Below are 17,962 nucleotides of genomic sequence, written 5' to 3'. Positions count from 1 at the left end.
AGAATATTATAGGATCTAAATTGTAGAATATCACTACATCATTGTAGTAGTATAGCTACAAGTGGTTTGATGCTTTTCGTTTAGATTTGACGGCATGACTATAAAGATTGTTCCGTAAAACTATTCCTATGTGATAACTTTTACATTCCTGTTATAAACTTTGAGAATTAACACGTTCCTCTTTCGCTGCGACGCCGGCGATAGTGATTTCATTGCCATATTCATATCCTGTATATAATGAGAAAATTTATATCGTTCTCTATCCTGTTGATGTTGTTATTTTCCCGTGCTTTTGCCACTGACTTTTATTGGGTAGGAGGCGCCGGTTCGTGGAGTGATCTTAACCACTGGTCTACCACCTCGGGTGGGGTTCCCAATCAGTCTATTGTTCCCAACCTGAACGATGATGTGCATTTCGATGCCAATAGCGGGTTTACCAATACCACTAACGTAGATCTACCTACTTCAAGCCCGGCCTACTGCCGTAACATGACCTGGACAGGGATAACTGTTACCGCAAGGCTAATTAATCGGGGCCAGCCATTATACATTTATGGTAGCGTGGAGCTGGCAGCTTCCGTTTATTATGGTACGCAGGGGTTAAACTTTGTGGGTAGCAGTGCGGCGACTTTGAAAATGAATGGAGCGGGCAGGTATCCTGCTGCAGGATGGTATAATCCGATTTCGGTCAATAAACCGGGGTCTTCCCTTACCCTTTTGGATGGTATTCCGGATGCGTTAGTGGTTACTACAGTCACCCTGACGGCCGGCACCCTTGATATGTCTGATTTTACGCACACAATAACCGATTTTGCCGGTAACAACACTAACACAAGAAACCTGGATATAAGTAATGCTACGATAATTCTGAGGGATACCTGGGACTATAGAGGCACTAATAACACTATCAATACAACAAATTCCACCATCACTGCACAGCGGTTCTTTTCGGACCGCTTCAGTTTTCCTAAAGTGGACGTGACTGCCGCGGGCAATGCCTCGATGGTGATCAATAATACCACATTTGGCGAGCTCACGTTTACGAGCACGCTATCTCCTTCTCAAACTGTGCGGATCGGTGCAGGCAATACGATAGACCGGCTTGAGTATAAAAGCGGGGGCTCGATTGCGGGTGGCGGAAACACTATTAAAGACCTTTACATTGCACCAAGCAATCCGGGATTTTCATTTGTAGGCAATAATACGATCACTGGATCCCTGCATGCTAACACACCGGATTGTAACGCCCTGTCGCAGATACTTGGTTATGGTGCCGGCGCTACTATTACCTTCGCCCCCGGTGCAACGGTAGATATAAGAAATGTATTAATGACCAACCTGGCCGCGGCAGGTAGCGTCACGCTTCCTATTACGGTAACCGGCGCAGATGGCGGCGGCAATACAGGCTGGGATTTCCAGCCGCGCTCAACAGGTACTACATTGTATTGGGTGGGCGGCGCCGGAGACTGGAATGATAAGGGCCACTGGTCATCCTCCAGCGGCGGCGCTGGTGGTTATTGCGTGCCGTTCACCGGCGATAATGTTATATTTGATGCTAACAGCGGCTTCACAGCGGGCAACAATACGGTTACTGCTACTACTGGTACTGCCTGGTGCCATAATATGACCTGGACCAATCTTACAGGTTCCCCGGTATTTGACAACCGTGGAGCCTTCCTCTATATATACGGCTCCCTCGCGCTGGATCCTACGCTTACCATGTATGGCAATTTGTCCTTTAAAGGAACGGAAGCCGGTACATTGACCGCCAACGGCTTCAATCTGGGTAGTCCTGTTTTCCGCGTTGAAAGAACCGGCACTAATGGAGGAATAACTTTAGCGGACAATATTACTCATACCGGATTCCGGATCTTCCACAATTCCGGTAAGTTGCTGCTGCCTAACCGTACAATGCATATTTCCCAGCTTAGTACTGAAACCAGTGGCGTCAGAACTTTGGATATTTCCAATTCAACGATCACGTTGGAGTATGAATGGCTGACTAATTCCAGTAACAATACCTGGGTGAACAACGGAGCTGGATCTTTTATCATTGCAAAATCCCGGTTCGTTACCAATGGCCTCACTTATCCGAAAGTGCAGATTGACGGAGTTGGCAATAATATAAGCATTGTTAACGCCAATATAACTGACCTGTTATTTACCAATACCGGCCTCGTTTTCGGTATGATTGCGATTAGCGGTGGTAATACCATTGGTACACTCGAATTGAAAGGAGCAGCGGAGATACGGGGGAACAATACCATTACAAACTTGTTGCTGGCCCCGTCCCGCAATTATAATTTCAGGAATACCCAAACAATCAACGGCATTTTCCGGTACAACAACCCGGATTGTTCCGGCTTGGGAGAAATGAGAGGTCTTGGAGCAGGTACTACGCTCAATTTCGGGCCGTCTTCGACTAAAGATATACAGAATGTGCTGCTGGAAAATATGGCCGCAACTGGCACGGGTGTACCCGTTACGGTAACCGGCGCGGATGCAGGCGGCAATTCCGGCTTTAATTTCACCGCTACTTCCGGCGGCGCCCGCTATTGGGTAGGAGGTTCCGGCGACTGGAACGACGCGGCGCATTGGAGCACTACCAGTGGGGGATCGGGTGGAGCATGTATTCCTACAGTGTCCAATGATGTGTTTTTCAACGCAAGCAGCTTCAGCAGCGGCAGTAGCGCCGTAACGATCAACCAGGGCAATGCTTACTGCCGCAATATGGACTGGACAGGAGCCGCTTTCGCCCCTACATTTACTAAAAATCCCTCCTTTAACCTGGAGATCTGGGGCAACCTCGTAATGAACCCAGTTGTCACGATGAGTACGCCCATTTCCGCCGCGCAAAGACCCGTGGTGCTTTTTACCGGCACGACCAACAGTACTATTACTTCCAATGGCGCCGGGCTGGGCAATTTCGATTTTGCCATCTTTAAATCGAATGGCGCTAAGGTAACACTCACCGATAACTATATCAATGCGAATACGAACATGGAAGTACGCGGCGGTGGTCTCGATCTCAGCGGCCGTACAATAACCATGGACTGGATCTCGGATAATAGCGCCAGTACACCCGAGAATCCGGTCAATTTAAATATTACCAATGCCACCATCAACGGCGGATGGCATGCTTTAGGCGCCAGCACTGCTGTGCAGGCTGCCGGCTCCACGATAGTCGGTGATATATTCAGGGTCAACAAGGGGGTATATAACAAAGTTGAGATGACGGGCGCTGGGGATACCAACATGGATATCGGCAACGCCACTATAGACAACCTGTTGTTCAGTAATACCAGCACCGCTTCCCAGGCGTGGATCCGCGGCAACAATATCATCAACAGGCTGGAGTTTAGGGGAAGAGGAGCCATCCAGGCCACCGGCAATATCATTGATACGCTGATATTCGCTCCCGGCAAGATCTACACGTTCGCGGCAGGCACCAATACCACCATCGCCGAGGCATGGTATGGCAGCGGCTCACCCTGTAGTCCCACGCAGATCATCAGCTCATCAACAACTGCGAACGCTACGGTCACCAAAACCAGCGGTACGGTAGATTTCGATTATATCCGCCTGAACCGCATAACCGCGGCAGGTGTTACGCCCTTCAAGGCAAGGGAACATTCCGTTGACCTTGGTGGCAATGTGAACTGGGATATTTCACCATATGACAATTCTGCTACCATCACCGGCCTCGGCCCTGACCGTACAGTTTGCGCCGAAGGGTTTCCCATCGTGTTGAACACAGATGGTTTTTTTGCCGGCCCTTCCGCTACTTACCTGTGGACTGGTGGCAGCACTGGTAAAACGCTGTCTGTTACCAATGGAGGTACTTACAGCGTAACCGTAAAATATCCTGACGGCTGCTCCATTTCAGATGCCATTGTCATCACTAAGAGCACCGTAACGGTAAACCCGGTTACGGGCACCACCGCTGTATGTGAAAGAAAAACCACCACATTGCAGAGCACTACCGCCGGCGGCACCTGGAGCACCAGCGATGCGGCCATTGCCACAGTGAATGCCAGCGGGGTAGTGACCGGCGTTACGCCCGGCACCGCCACCATCACTTATACTGTTACTAACAGCAACGGTTGCAGTGCCAGCCAGACAGCCACCGTTACGGTAAATGCAATACCCGCGGTAAATAATATCACCGGTACGCAGAAAGTATTCCAGGGCGGCACCACTACCCTGAGCAATACTACACCCGGCGGCGTATGGAGCAGTAGCAATACAGCCATCGCCACGGTAAGCAATACCGGTGTAGTGTCCGGCGTAACCGCCGGCGTTGCCGACATCATTTATACTGTTACCAGCCCACAGGGTTGTGATTCAGCACGTAAAGTAACCGTTACAGTAGACGGGTTCACACCCGCCAAACGTGTGCTGTCCGTTTCTAAAACAGCCGATGCACAGGAAGGTTCCTCCAATGGTGGTTTTACCATCAGCCTGCCGGCGGGCGTAATGGCTGCTGAGAACATCACGGTCAATTATACCGTTGGCGGCACCGCCGGCGCATCAGACTATGCACCATTAAGTGGTACTGCTACCATCATTGCAGGACAAAATAGTGTTGCCCTGCCGGTAACCGTTACCGACGATTATTTCATTGAGCCAACAGAAACCGTTCAGGTGACGTTGAGCGGCGCCACAAGCAGCAATTATACATATACCCTCAGTACGACCAATGGCAATGCCATTGTAAATATAGCGGATGACGATAATACCACTGCCAGCAGAGTGTTGACGGTAGTCACCTCAAGTTCCGTTACCGAAGGTCCTTTCCCGGCCCTGATCCGGATGAGATTGTCGGCAGGGGTAAAGACTTCCGAGGACATAACCATTAGCTATACGCTGGGCGGTACTGCGCTCAACGGCACAGACTATAATACGCTGAGCGGCACCGTTGTTATGCCAGCGGGTCAGGATTATGCTGAATTCCTGTTGAATACAATAGACGATAAGATCATAGAAGGAACTGAAAACATTGTTGTAACGATCACGGGTGGCACTACGGCCACGCTTGGCAATTTTACACCGGCGGCCACACAGAGCAGCGCTACCCTGCCTCTCAATGACAATGATAATACAGTCGCTAACCGCACACTTAGCGTTACGGCCAATGGCAATGCCGCGGAACCATCTACCAACAGCTCGTTCACGATCAGCCTGCCGGCAACCATTACCGTTACAGAGCCGGTTACTGTGAATTATACCATAAGCGGTACTGCATTGAACGGCACCGATTATACTACCATTTCCGGCACTGCAGTGATCCCCGCGGGCCAGAACAGCGTGGTGGTACCTGTTACTGTTACGGACGATGCCCTCGTGGAGGCAGATGAAACAGTGATCCTGACAATAAACAATGGCACTTCGGCCAGCTTCGCATTCGCGGCAAGTACTACGGCTGGCAGCGCCACGGTGAATATTGCGGACGATGATAACACGACAGCCAATCGTGTGCTGAGCATCTCCAAAACCGGCGATGCAGCGGAACCAGCTACATCCGGTGGATTCCGTATTAGCCTTCCCACAGGCGTGATGGCTTCAGAGAATATCACAGTCACGTACAATGTAACGGGCACTGCTACTCCCGGATCAGACTATAGTACATTATCAGGCACTGCCACTATAGCCGCCGGAACAAACGGTACAGACGTTGCGGTTACTGTTATTGACAACCTGGTGATAGAAGGCACCGAAACGGTTATAGCCACCTTGTCTGCCGCTACATCAGCCAGCGTTACTTATACCCTGAGCACTACAGACGCTAGCGCAACTATCAATATTGCAGACAATGATTTTGCAGGTAACAGCAACATCGTGCTGTTCACAAAAGTATCCGATGCCATAGAGGGTGATACCAAAGGGCAATTCCGCGTTTCGCTTCAACCAGGTGTTACCAGTGCGGAAGATGTGACGGTAAGCTTCAGTGTTGCCGGTAGTGCAACGAGCGGCACAGATTATAACATACTTGGGCTCAGCGGCGGTAATATTGTAATACCGGCAGGGGCCAATGAAGTATTTGTTGATATTGACGCCACAAATGACGGCGTGGTAGAAGGACCTGAGAATGTGGTGCTCACACTCACAGGCGCTACTTCTACCAGCCATCCTTTCGTTATTGATCCTTCCAGTAACGGCGGTACTGTAAACATCATTGATGCCAACGCCGCCAGCAGCACACCAGTGCAGGTAATTGCCGGCACCAATGCTGCGGAGCCTTCAGTGCCTGGTACCTTCACCGTGAAACTGGCAGGTGTTGCTACATCTGCATGGCCGGTTACCATTGGCTACACCCTTTCCGGCACTGCTACGTCAGGCGTAGATTATCAAAATATTGGAACGATCACCATCCCGGCCAACGCCAACAGCGTCACCGTGAATCTCAATGTGCTGGACGACCAGGTGATAGAGCCTACCGAAACAATGACCTTTAAACTGCTCTCGGGCGGAACCTATGGAGGAGGAAATGCCTTCATCTTCCCGCCAGACCCCGCGAACGGAAGCATCACAGTAAACATAGCCGATAACGACGCTACCAGCGCCAACCAGGTACTGAAAGTGGTAAAGACATCTGATGCAGCCGAACCCGCTACACAGGGCAGTTACACTGTTAGCCTGCCAGCAGGTTACACCGCCGGTTCGGATATTACATTCAGTTATGTGATGAGCGGCACCGCTATCCGTAATACGGATTACCAGGTAACAACGGTAACCCTGCCTGCCTACCAGAACAGTGTGACCATCCCGCTGGCTGTAACAGATGACAAGATCATTGAAAATACGGAAACTGCCATCCTCACGCTGAATGCTACTGCAGGCACCGATGGCAATAGCTTTAGCTACACCCGTGATGTTACATCGTTCCAGGCCACAGCTGATATCACAGACGATGACAATATACCGGCCAACCGTATGGTAAGAGTGGTGAAAAATCGTGATGGTACAGAAGATGGTACTTCTGTCAGGTTTGATTTCGGGTTCCCATCGGGAACAGTGGTTTCTTCAGAGCCGGTAACGATTAATTATACGGTTACAGGTACCGCTGTAAAAGGCACGGATTATAATGGTATCACTCCGGCACATTTCAGCGGCACAGCAATAATTTCAGCGGGTGGTTCAGGTACTGCCGTTGTAGGTAACATTGTAGACGACGCGATCATAGAAGGTACGGAAAACATTATCGTTACCATCACCAGCGCTTCATCCAGCAGCTTTACCTTTACCCCTGATCCCTCAGAAGGTACGGCTACAGCCGACATTCTGGACAATGATGATGTGCCGGCCAACCGCGTATTAAGCGTGGAAAAAACGACCGACGCGGCGGAAACCGCTACCAAAGGTACGTTCACCATTAGCCTGCCTGCAGGTGTAATTGCTGCAGACGACATTACCGTGAATTATACCGTGAGCGGAACAGCCATTGCAGGTACCGATTATACAGACATTGGCGCTTCAGTGGTGATCCCGGCCGGGCAGAACGGCATAACGGTAGATGTTCCGGTGATAGACGACCAATTGATAGAAACCACCGAAACTGTAGTATTAAAGATCACAGACGGCGCTTCCGCCGGTATGGCATTCACTGCCAGCAGCACAGACGGCGAAGCAACCGTGGACATCCTGGATAATGATAACGTTGGAAGCAACCTTATTGTAAGCGTAACGACTACGACCGATGCCTCAGAACCAGGCGCCAACGGAGCAATTACGGTAAGCCTGCCTTTTGGCTATACCGCTTCAGAAGATATCACTGTAGCTTATACAGTTGGCGGCACCGCTACAGCCGGCAGCGATTATAGCGCTCTGAGTGGTACGGTAGTAATACCCGCCGGGCAAACCAGCGTACCTGTAATAGTCAGCGTAACAGATGACGCCATCCTGGAACCCGCTGAGACCGTAATGCTGACAATATCAGGCGCGACTTCCGCCAGCTTTACGCTCGTACCCAGTACGACCAACGGCAGCGGTACCGTAGTGATCAATGATGATGATAATACAGCCGCCAACCGTATCCTCACCAGTACTAAAGGTGCTGACGCAGCAGAGCCGGGCACCAACGGCAGCTTTACGGTTAGTTTGCCTACAGGCATTCAGGCTGCTGAAGATATAACAGTGAATTACACGATAGACGGCACTGCTACCGCAGGCACGGATTACACAGCACTGAGCGGCAGCGTGGTGATCCCCGCAGGCCAGAACAGTGTAAGCGTTCCCGTTATCGTAACCGATGATCAGACGATAGAAGTGACAGAAACAGTAAGACTGACGGTCACCGGCGGCAGCTCTGCCAGCTTTACCTTCACTGGTACAGGCGATGCAACATTGGATATTGCAGACAATGACAATACCACCAGCCTGTTACTCGCTGTCAGCAAAGGTGCTGATGGCGCAGAACCCGGCGCCAACGGCAGCTTCACTATCAGCCTGCCGGCAGGCATATCCTCTGCCGAAGATGTAACGGTGAATTATACTGTCAGTGGTACTGCTACTGCGGGCGATGACTACGCCGCCATCACCGCAGCCGTTACAATCCCTGCGGGACAAAATAGTGTAACCGTTCCCGTGACCATTGTTAACGACCAGGTGATCGAAGGAACAGAAACCGTGATCATGACGCTGGCAGGTGGCAGCAGCGCCAGCTATACCTTTACGGGTACAGGCAGTGCAACAGTAGATATTGCAGACGACGAAAGCACTACGCCGGCCAACCTGGCTTTAAGCATTGCCAATAGCGGTGATGCGGAGGAACCTGGCACAGACGGCAGCTTTACCATCAGCCTTCCTGCGGGTATTACGGCAACTGAAGCCATTACAGTGAACTACACAGTGGCAGGCACGGCCACTGCAGGCACAGACTACGTTGCGTTCACGGGTACAGCGGTTATTTTGCCAGGGCGGAGCAGCGTGAGCATTCCGGTAGCTATAATAGATGACCAGCTGATAGAAAACCCGGAGACCGTGGTCGTATCACTTAACGGCGGTAACAGCGCCAGCTTTACTTTCACCGGAACCGGCAGCGCACTGGTTCATGTTACAGACGACGACAATATTCCGGCTAACCGGGTGCTGAATGTGACAAAAACTACCGATGCAGCAGAACCCTCCACTAATGGAGCATTTAATATCGCACTGCCGGCAGGTTTGACTGCACCGGAAGATATCACGGTTAATTATACCATCACCGGTACGGCCATTAGCAACCAGGATTATAGCTCGCTATCCGGCGTAGCAGTGATCCCCGCAGGAAGTAACAGCGTAGATGTGTTGTTGACAGTAATAGATGATCAGTTGATCGAGAACACAGAAACAATAACGATTGGGGTTACCGGCGGCAGCAGCACCAGTTTCACTTTTACTGCCGGCAGCAACGCAACGCTGGATATTGCGGACGATGACAATGTACCGGAAAACCTGGTGCTCAGCATCAAGAAAGCCACGGATGCAGCAGAACCTGGCACTAACGGTAGCTTCAGCATCGGTCTTCCTGCAGGCGTGACGGTGCCAGAGGATATCACTGTTAATTATATGATATCAGGTAACGCTACAGCGGGCGTGGACTATACCACCCTTACAGGCACCGTAACTATTCCTGCAGGCCAGAACAGCGTGAGCCTTCCTGTTACCGTGACGAACGATAATATTCTTGAATCAACAGAAACAGTAATAGCCACCCTCACCGGTGGCGCCAGCGCAAACTTTACCTTCGCAGGCACGGGCAATGCCATAGTGAACATCACAGACGATGAAAGCACAGTGCCAGCCAATCTTCAGCTGACAGTCAGCAAAGGCGGCGATGCCTTCGAATCAGGTGCCAATGGCAGCTTTACTATCAGCCTGCCTGCGGGTATTACGGCAGCTGAAGCTATAACCGTGAATTACACCATCAGCGGCACAGCAAATGCAGGCACGGATTACGCGACCCTCAGCGGTACCGCTGTGATCCCGGCTGGTCAAACCAGTATATCCGTTCCGGTTACCGCAATAAATGACCAGGTGATCGAATCGCCTGAAACAGTAATACTCACCCTCAATGGCGGTACATCCGGCAGCTTAATCTTCACTGGTACCGGCAACGCTGTGGTGAACATCGTGGATGATGATGCGACATCCGCCAACCTTGTGCTGAATGTAGCCAAAGGAGGGGATGCATCGGAACCGGGTACCAACGGCAGCTTTACGGTTAGTTTGCCTACAGGCATTCAGGCTGCTGAAGATATAACAGTGAATTACACGATAGACGGCACAGCTACCGCTGGCTCGGATTACACAGCACTGAGCGGCAGCGTGGTGATCCCCGCAGGCCAGAACAGTGTAAGCGTTCCCGTTACCGTAACCGATGATCAGACGATAGAAGTGACAGAAACAGTAAGAATGACGATCACCGGCGGCAGTTCCGCCAGCTTCACCTTCACCGGAACAGGCAATGCGACATTGGATATTGCAGACAATGACAATACCACCAACCTGTTACTCACTGTCAGCAAAGGCGCTGATGGCGCAGAACCGGGCACCAACGGCAGCTTCACTATCAGCCTGCCGGCAGGCATATCCTCTGCCGAAGATGTAACGGTGAATTATACTGTCAGTGGTACTGCTACTGCAGGCGATGACTACGCCGCCATCACCGCAGCCGTTACAATTCCTGCGGGACAAAATAGTGTAACCGTTCCCGTGACGATTGTTAACGACCAGGTGATCGAAGGAACAGAAACCGTGATCATGACGCTGGCAGGTGGCAGCAGCGCCAGCTATACCTTTACGGGTACAGGCAGTGCAACAGTGGATATTGCAGATGATGAAAGCACAGTGCCAGCCAATCTTCAGCTGACAGTCAGCAAAGGCGGCGATGCATTCGAATCAGGTGCCAACGGCAGCTTTACTATCAGCCTGCCGGGTGGTATCACTTCTTCTGAAGCCATAACCGTGAATTACACCATCAGCGGCACAGCAAATGCAGGCACGGATTACACGGCCCTCAGCGGTACCGCTGTGATTCCGGCTGGTCAAACCAGTATATCCGTTCCGGTTACCGCAATAAATGACCAGGTGATCGAATCGCCTGAAACAGTGATACTCACCCTCAATGGCGGCACATCCGGCAGCCTTACCTTCACCGGTACCGGCAATGCTACGGTGAACATCATGGATGATGATGCAATACCCGCCAACCTTGTGCTGAATGCAAGCAAGGGAGGGGACGCGGCGGAACCAGGTACTGATGGCAGCTTCAATATCAACCTGCCCAACAATATCACTTCATCAGTTGATATTACAGTGAATTACTCTATCTCCGGTACCGGAACTAACGGTACTGATTATACGAATCTGACTGGTAGCGTGTTGATACCGGCAGGCCAGAATGGCATCAGTATACCGGTGGCCGTAACAGATGACAAGATTATAGAAGGGGATGAAACAGCGGTCCTGGCTATTACGGGTGGCAGCGATGCTACCGGGCTAGTCTTCACAGCAGGTACCAGTGGCACGGTGGTCATTAAGGATGATGACAACAATGCAGATGTAATAGTTAGCGCGGGTATACCTGCTGCGGCAGAAAACGGAACGAACGGCGCGTTTACTATCAGCGTAGCAGGAGGTAAGGTGCCGGTTGCGGATATTACCGTTACCTATACTATCAGCGGTACTGCCACTGCGGGTTCGGACTACACGACCCTGACTGGTACTGTGGTGATCCCGGCAGGCAGCAACAGCGTTAGCGTGCCGGTGCATGCACTGGATGATGACCTGATAGAACCTGTTGAAACAGTGATCATGAATCTTACAGGTGCATCTTCTTCCGGCATCAACTTTACCATAGGCGCTGCCAGCAGTGCAACGGTGAATATTGCGGATGATGACAACACGAACCTCAACCTGCAGGTAGCGGCCACTACACCTGCTGCTGCGGAACCTGCCACAAACGGCGCTTTCACGATCAGCCTTGCAGGTGGTAAACGGACTGCAGAAGCACTTACTGTTCATTATACCATCAGCGGTACAGCAACTCCCGGCGCCGACTATACGACGCTTACAGGGTCAGTTACGATACCGGCCGACGCAAGCTCGGTTACTGTTCCGGTACAAGTGATCGATGATAGCAGCGTAGAATCTCCGGAGACAGTAATACTCCGCATCACCGGTGGTGAGTCTGCCGGTTATACCTACACCGTGGGAGCGGCCGGCCAGGCGGAAGTAACAATCACCAGCGAGGATATCGAAAGCGGTGACCTGATGATAACCAAAGAGATCGTGCAACCGGCAACAGGACCTTACCGGCTGGGACAGGATATCACATACCGTATCAGGGTAGCTAATATTGGTGCGGGCCTGGCAACCGGCGTAGTGGTAACAGATTCACTACCGCTGCAGCTGGCGGTTCCTGCACGCACTTCGGCGGAAAGAGGAGCGGTGTCAGTATCTGCGGCAGACAGGAAAGTGATATGGACGATCGGAGACATTGCGCCCGGCGCCACTGTATACCTGGAGGTAACCTGCAGGATAACAGAAGGCGGCCAGATGGTGACAGGCGCCGTTGCAACGAGTGGAACTACAGACGCCGACCTTACCAATAATAAGGCAGTATTAAGTGTGGCAATAGAGGGCTCTGATGTTTCATTCCCGAACGTTTTCACTCCGAACGGAGATGGCAAGAACGAGAAGTTCATTATCGGCGGGCTGGAAAAATACCCTGGCTCGGCGCTCTATATCTTCAACCGATGGGGCGGAGGAGTGTACCAGTCTAAAAATTACAATAATGACTGGAACGGTTCGGATCTGAATGAAGGAACCTATTTCTATATCCTGGAAGTGAAGAAACCCGATGGTATCAAAAAGTATAAAGGCTGGGTAACCATCATAAGATAATTGACACCTTATTAACTGCTGATCTTAAAAGTGAAAAAGATGCAAACACTACGCAACGCAGGCATTATGGTCTTGCTGCTCATCATAGGAAGCCGCGCGATAGCGCAACAGAATATACAGTTCAGTCAGTATGTGTTCAACGGGTTAAGTGTTAACCCGGCATATGCAGGGTATAAGGAAGACCTGTACCTGAATGCCACCTACCGGCACCAGTGGGCCGGCTTTCCCGGTGCGCCCCGCACCGGCGGGATATCCCTGGACGGGGTCACGCCCTCCAGTGACAACAAGGTGGGGCTGGGGGTGCAAATGCTGTTTGATAAGCTGGGGCCGCAGGATGCTTTGTCGCTATATGGATCCTATTCATACCGGATACCATTGGATGATGAAGGTACGCGCCGGTTATGCCTCGGTATCGGTGGCGGGGTTACCCAGTATTCTATAGATGGGAATGCGTTGCAGTATACTGATAATGATGATGTGGCGTTGCCTTTGGGGAAGAAGAGCGTTTGGGTGCCGGATGCACGTTTCGGTATCTATTACTTTAGCCCCCGCTTTTACGCAGGAGCCTCCATCATGGATCTGTTCTCACTCTATACCGATGCTTCGCGTTATACATGGAAAGGCAATAACTATTCCACCATCCGTAAAACCCAGCATCTGTATGTAACCACAGGGGCCATGTTCCCGCTGGGTGAAAATTTTCAGCTCAAACCCTCCATCCTGATCAAGGAAGATTTTAAAGGACCTACCAATGTAGACATCAATGCTTTCCTTCTGATAGGAGAGAAGCTCTGGGTAGGTGGTTCTTATCGCACGAACGTTAAACTATGGAGCAAAAATAATCTTCCGGCTGATTTGAGCGAACTGGATGCCGCCAGTGTCATGGTAGAGTTCTATGCTACAGCACAACTGCGCATTGGATACTCTTATGATCTGAGCATCAATAAAATGGCAGGCTATCAGGGAGGCTCGCATGAAATATCGCTGGGCTTTTTACTCCCATCTAAAAGGTTTGCCGTACAGAACCCCCGATATTTTTAAACTCTTAGCTCTTTTGCGTATGATACGTCGCACAATAATTGTCGTCCTGCTGTCAATACTGATCACTTCCAGCTCGTACAGCCAGGAACAGAAAACCGTTCAACAGTCAGCCGGGGAAGCCTATGTAAGGCAGGAATATGCCGTAGCGGCTGCGCTCTATAAACGGATAGCGCGCGCCAAAGGAGATAAGATGCCGGTAGACCAGTGGATGAAGATGGCGCGCAGCTACCAGGAGATCGGCAACTTCAAAGAGGCAGCCGGTTACTATCAGCAGATCATCGCAAGACCGGATCGGCCTGCGTCAGCGTATTTCGCCTACGGAGAAGTGCTGCGCCAGCTGGAACAGTATGATATTGCAAAGCAGCAATACGCCCTGTTCTCCACCTCCAATGCAGACAGCCTCAAACTGAAGGATATTGCCATGCAAAGCTGTGATAGTGCAGTTTTATGGAAAAAACAACCTGCTAACATACAGATCCAACCTCTTAAAGAGCTGAACACTCAGGGTTCTGATCTTGTGAGCGGAGTGATGGATAAAGGCCTGCTGCTGATGTCTAACGGGTATCGTTCGCTGTCGTTGAACGGGCGCTCAGAATCTAATCCCCGCACCGATAAGCGCACGGAGCAGCCTTATTATAAAGCATATGCCTACCAGCAGTACAGCCAGGGCAATACCAGTATGTACCTACGGGAGCTGACACCGTCCCTGTTGGGTGATTATGACTATCACATTGGCCCTGTATCTCTGAATAGAACAGAAGATACGCTTTACGCCACTATTAATATACAGGGCAACGATATACCGGTTACCAGCAAAGGCCCGGCAAATGGCGTACGCCAGTTACAGATCTATCAATCTGTAAAGAAGAATGGCAAATGGGAGCAGCTCACGCTTATACCGGGCATCAATCTCGCGGGTTACTCTTCCAGTCATGCAGTACTGAACAGCGGCGGTAATGTGCTGTACTTTGTATCTGACCGCCCAGGAGGCTATGGAAGCACAGACCTCTGGTATTGTGAAAAGCAGGCCGATGGTACCTGGGGCGCACCGGTCAACTGCGGTGATAAGATCAACACAGTGGCGGCAGAAACCTTTCCCACTGTCAATGAAGAAGGTATTCTGTACTTCTCCAGCAAAGGTTATGCAGGCATGGGCGGTTATGATATTTACCGCGTAAAAGGAGAGCGGGCCGCCTGGGGAATACCGGAGAACATGAAAGTGCCTTTCAACTCCGGTGCAGACGATATAGGGCTCATCTTAAAACGCAATGGTTATGAAGGCTACCTGGCTTCCAATAAACAGGGAGGCATGGGCAAAGACGATATCTATTACTTCACAGATCCCGGGTACTTTAACCGGGTCAATCATGTAACACCTTCATCTCCTGTAAGAGATCGTACTACAGCGCCCATCGCCGTCACAGATGAACAGCCTCATGCTGTGGAGAAGCTGCATACCGCAGAGGAGCAGCAGGACAAACAAGAACTGGAACAGCTGAAGTTCTACTATGATTATAATAGCGCATCGCTGCTAGCCGAATCACGCAAGATACTGGACCATATAGCCACGGTACTGAAGCGTCATCCAGACTGGAAGATCATGGTCGCTTCCTTTGCTGACAGCCGCGGACCTGACCAGTATAATACGGATCTTTCTGCACTGCGTTGTTATGCAGTGATAGATTACCTGGTTAATAAAGGCATTGACCCCAGGAAACTGTATTACAACAACCAGGGCGAACGCGAACCGGTGAACGGCTGTAAGGATGGAGTGCCCTGCCGTGAAGAGGAACACAAGCAGAACAGGCGCTCGGAACTGAAAGTGAAATGGTAACATCGGAAATTGATACCGGCACTTAGCTGAGAATGAAGTGAAATGCAGGCATGATAAATTTAAAGTGGTTTTGCTGTTTAGCTCACTTGTACTTTTTCTGAATCATACCAGTTAACAGTTTTATGAAGTATCTCTTCGAATTTAAAAATGTCGTCGAGGGTCATAATCTCTGTCTTTGTTTCTTTTTTTTGCTCATCAAAAGTGCCTATATATTTTCGCGAACCATTAAAATACAGCCTGCATATTGTTTTCCGGTTATTGTCGTCCAGTAATATGGCAAAATAGGATTGAGCATCCCTGTAGGCTACCCTGGCAGGCTTTATTAATTGGCGGAGAATTGTTTTTACAATCATATAACCTTCTTTTTCCTCTTCGGTAGTTTCAATTACCGCACTCTTTTCCTCGGTACCTGTGGGCGCTAATTCTTTTTCAGGATCAGATGGCTCAGCCTCATTTTCCTTTTTTAGCGCAGATTTAAGTCTGTCGGTGATCAGGTCATTAATGTATTGTTGAATCGACTTCCTGGTAAGAGCGCCGAACTGCTCAACCATTTTTGAAGTTAACATACCCTTGTATATCTGTTTGGCAAAGAGTTTAATCAATCCTTCTGAAGGGTTTTGAAACTCAATGTTTATCAGCGTTTTGAGCTCATTCATATATTTTAGCTCGCTCGCGGTGGTTTGAATATTTTCCAGGTTGAAGTATGACTTGTGGAATTTCTTTAGTTCTTCGATCTGGTTGTCTTTTATATCCGTAACATTAAATTCAAAGAACGGTTTCTCATCCATTTTATTCTGTTCTGCAAGATCTGTATAAAACCGGTAGATGATCCCGTTGGATAACAGGCCGAACTTGGCGGCGTGTTGTATGGAAGTAGCGGAAAAGCTGGGAATTGTGCGGGTCCAGGCTTTCTCCCCAGTGTTTACATTCGATGAGTATGGAAGGCTTGCCTTCTTTCAGGATCGCATAGTCCACTTTCTCACCCTTCTTGATCCCGATATCCGCAATGAATTCCGGCATTACTTCAAATGGGTCAAATACATCGTAGCCCAGTACTTTAATAAAGGGCATGATAAAAGCATTCTTGGTTGCTTCTTCTGTCAGAATCTGGTTTTTGAGCTTTTCGACTTTGTCGCCGAAGAGTTTGATCTCATCTTTAAAATCCATCGGAGTTTATTTTTGATATTAATGTTGTCAGAAATTTTATCATTCAAATCCTTTTCCAAGGGCATCGAGCCGTCGTATTTGTAAGTTCATATGATGGAGCACTACTTTTTCGTAGTCGTTAGACCTGTCGCCCAACTTACTGAATAACACCAGCATCTCTATGAACAGGAAAAACAGGATCCACAGGGCCCAGAAGCATAATGCAACGTGCGATGCGGATAACATCTGCTTCATGATGGTTAACTCATCCAGGAAACCTGTACTGGCTTTCATTTCTTTTTCAAGTGCAGGTCTGATATGAAGCAATTCGTTTTCCTTTTGAACTCTTTGTTGCCGCATATCCCCAATGATGGAGTCAAGTGCCGGTAGTAATGCTATTTTAGGATTCGGCAGCAGTACTGTTCCAACAGTGCGATCACTGATCGTTTTCCAGATAATGGTATCTTTTCCTGAAGATGTTACTGTTTGCACAGGCATTCTTTTTGTTGCCATTGTTGTAGTTGTGGCAGTTGCAGTTGGATGTTTAGTAATATCTTCCACGTAATTATCTTTCTCCTGTTCTTTTTTGCTAATTGCGGTATCCAGCGCGGTAATCTGTTTCCTCAATTCCTCCGTTTTCGAGGGTAGTATCTTGTTCACTTTTTCTGAGATGTAAAAATTTTTCTCTGTCTCAATATCTTTTTCGAACAATATCTGATCGATGATCACCGCGCCCAGGATAGACATCATGAAAGCCAGGCAACCCCTGAAAATCAGCAGCAGCCGGCTGGGATGGATGGATAGGACGATCTGCTTTTCGACCTGTACAATGATTATAGTTGAGAGGGCCCCGGCCAGCAGGCAGCCCGGCATGCTTAGCGACAGGTAACGGTGCGCAAAAGTAAAACCAATAAAAAACCACAGGATGCAAACGATCAGCATAGCGGCAGTATACTTCTTCACAGATTTAAAAGCAGCTTCACTGCAGTTTTTCAGGATGTTGTAGTTATACCCGGTGATGAAGCAACCGAAACGGATCCATAGATGTTTCATAAG

The 17,962-nt window shown here is 49.8% G+C and carries 6 protein-coding genes; 3 read left to right on the top strand and 3 right to left on the bottom strand.

What is annotated here, in order from left to right:
* The first annotated feature begins 237 nt into the window (after positions 1–237).
* Genes ABIE50_RS26645 through ABIE50_RS26635 form a run of 3 tightly spaced genes read left to right on the top strand, consistent with a single transcriptional unit; the run spans position 238 to position 15,760 of the window.
* Positions 238–12,885, top strand: coding sequence for a Calx-beta domain-containing protein (locus tag ABIE50_RS26645; RefSeq protein WP_209865711.1), 12,648 nt, complete (start codon positions 238–240; stop codon positions 12,883–12,885).
* Positions 12,886–12,924: 39 nt separating this feature from the next.
* Positions 12,925–13,926, top strand: coding sequence for a PorP/SprF family type IX secretion system membrane protein (locus tag ABIE50_RS26640; protein WP_209865708.1), 1,002 nt, complete (start codon positions 12,925–12,927; stop codon positions 13,924–13,926).
* A gap of 19 nt (positions 13,927–13,945) precedes the next feature.
* Entirely contained in the window at positions 13,946–15,760 is a 1,815-nt protein-coding gene (locus ABIE50_RS26635) for an OmpA family protein (RefSeq protein ID WP_209865705.1), read from the top strand.
* Positions 15,761–15,837: 77 nt separating this feature from the next.
* Here ABIE50_RS26635 and ABIE50_RS26630 read toward each other — a convergent pair whose 3' ends face one another.
* From ABIE50_RS26630 to ABIE50_RS26620, 3 genes are read right to left on the bottom strand one after another with little or no spacing between them, the layout of a single operon-like run.
* Complete coding sequence (locus ABIE50_RS26630) at positions 15,838–16,548, bottom strand: hypothetical protein (RefSeq protein ID WP_354028193.1); 711 nt, start codon at positions 16,546–16,548, stop codon at positions 15,838–15,840.
* A gap of 1 nt (position 16,549) precedes the next feature.
* Positions 16,550–16,927 (bottom strand): hypothetical protein, encoded by a 378-nt coding sequence (locus ABIE50_RS26625; protein ID WP_354028192.1) that lies wholly within the window; start codon positions 16,925–16,927, stop codon positions 16,550–16,552.
* A 39-nt stretch (positions 16,928–16,966) separates the two neighbouring features.
* Positions 16,967–17,959: a DUF4407 domain-containing protein gene (locus tag ABIE50_RS26620; protein WP_209865698.1), complete on the bottom strand. Its 993-nt coding sequence runs from the start codon at positions 17,957–17,959 to the stop codon at positions 16,967–16,969.
* Positions 17,960–17,962 lie beyond the last annotated feature (3 nt).

Source organism: Chitinophaga sp. OAE865, assembly GCF_040546735.1.
Classification (GTDB): domain Bacteria; phylum Bacteroidota; class Bacteroidia; order Chitinophagales; family Chitinophagaceae; genus Chitinophaga; species Chitinophaga polysaccharea_A.
The sequence above is the reverse complement of the archived record's forward strand: the minus strand, read 5'-3'. Positions and strand labels throughout refer to the sequence as shown.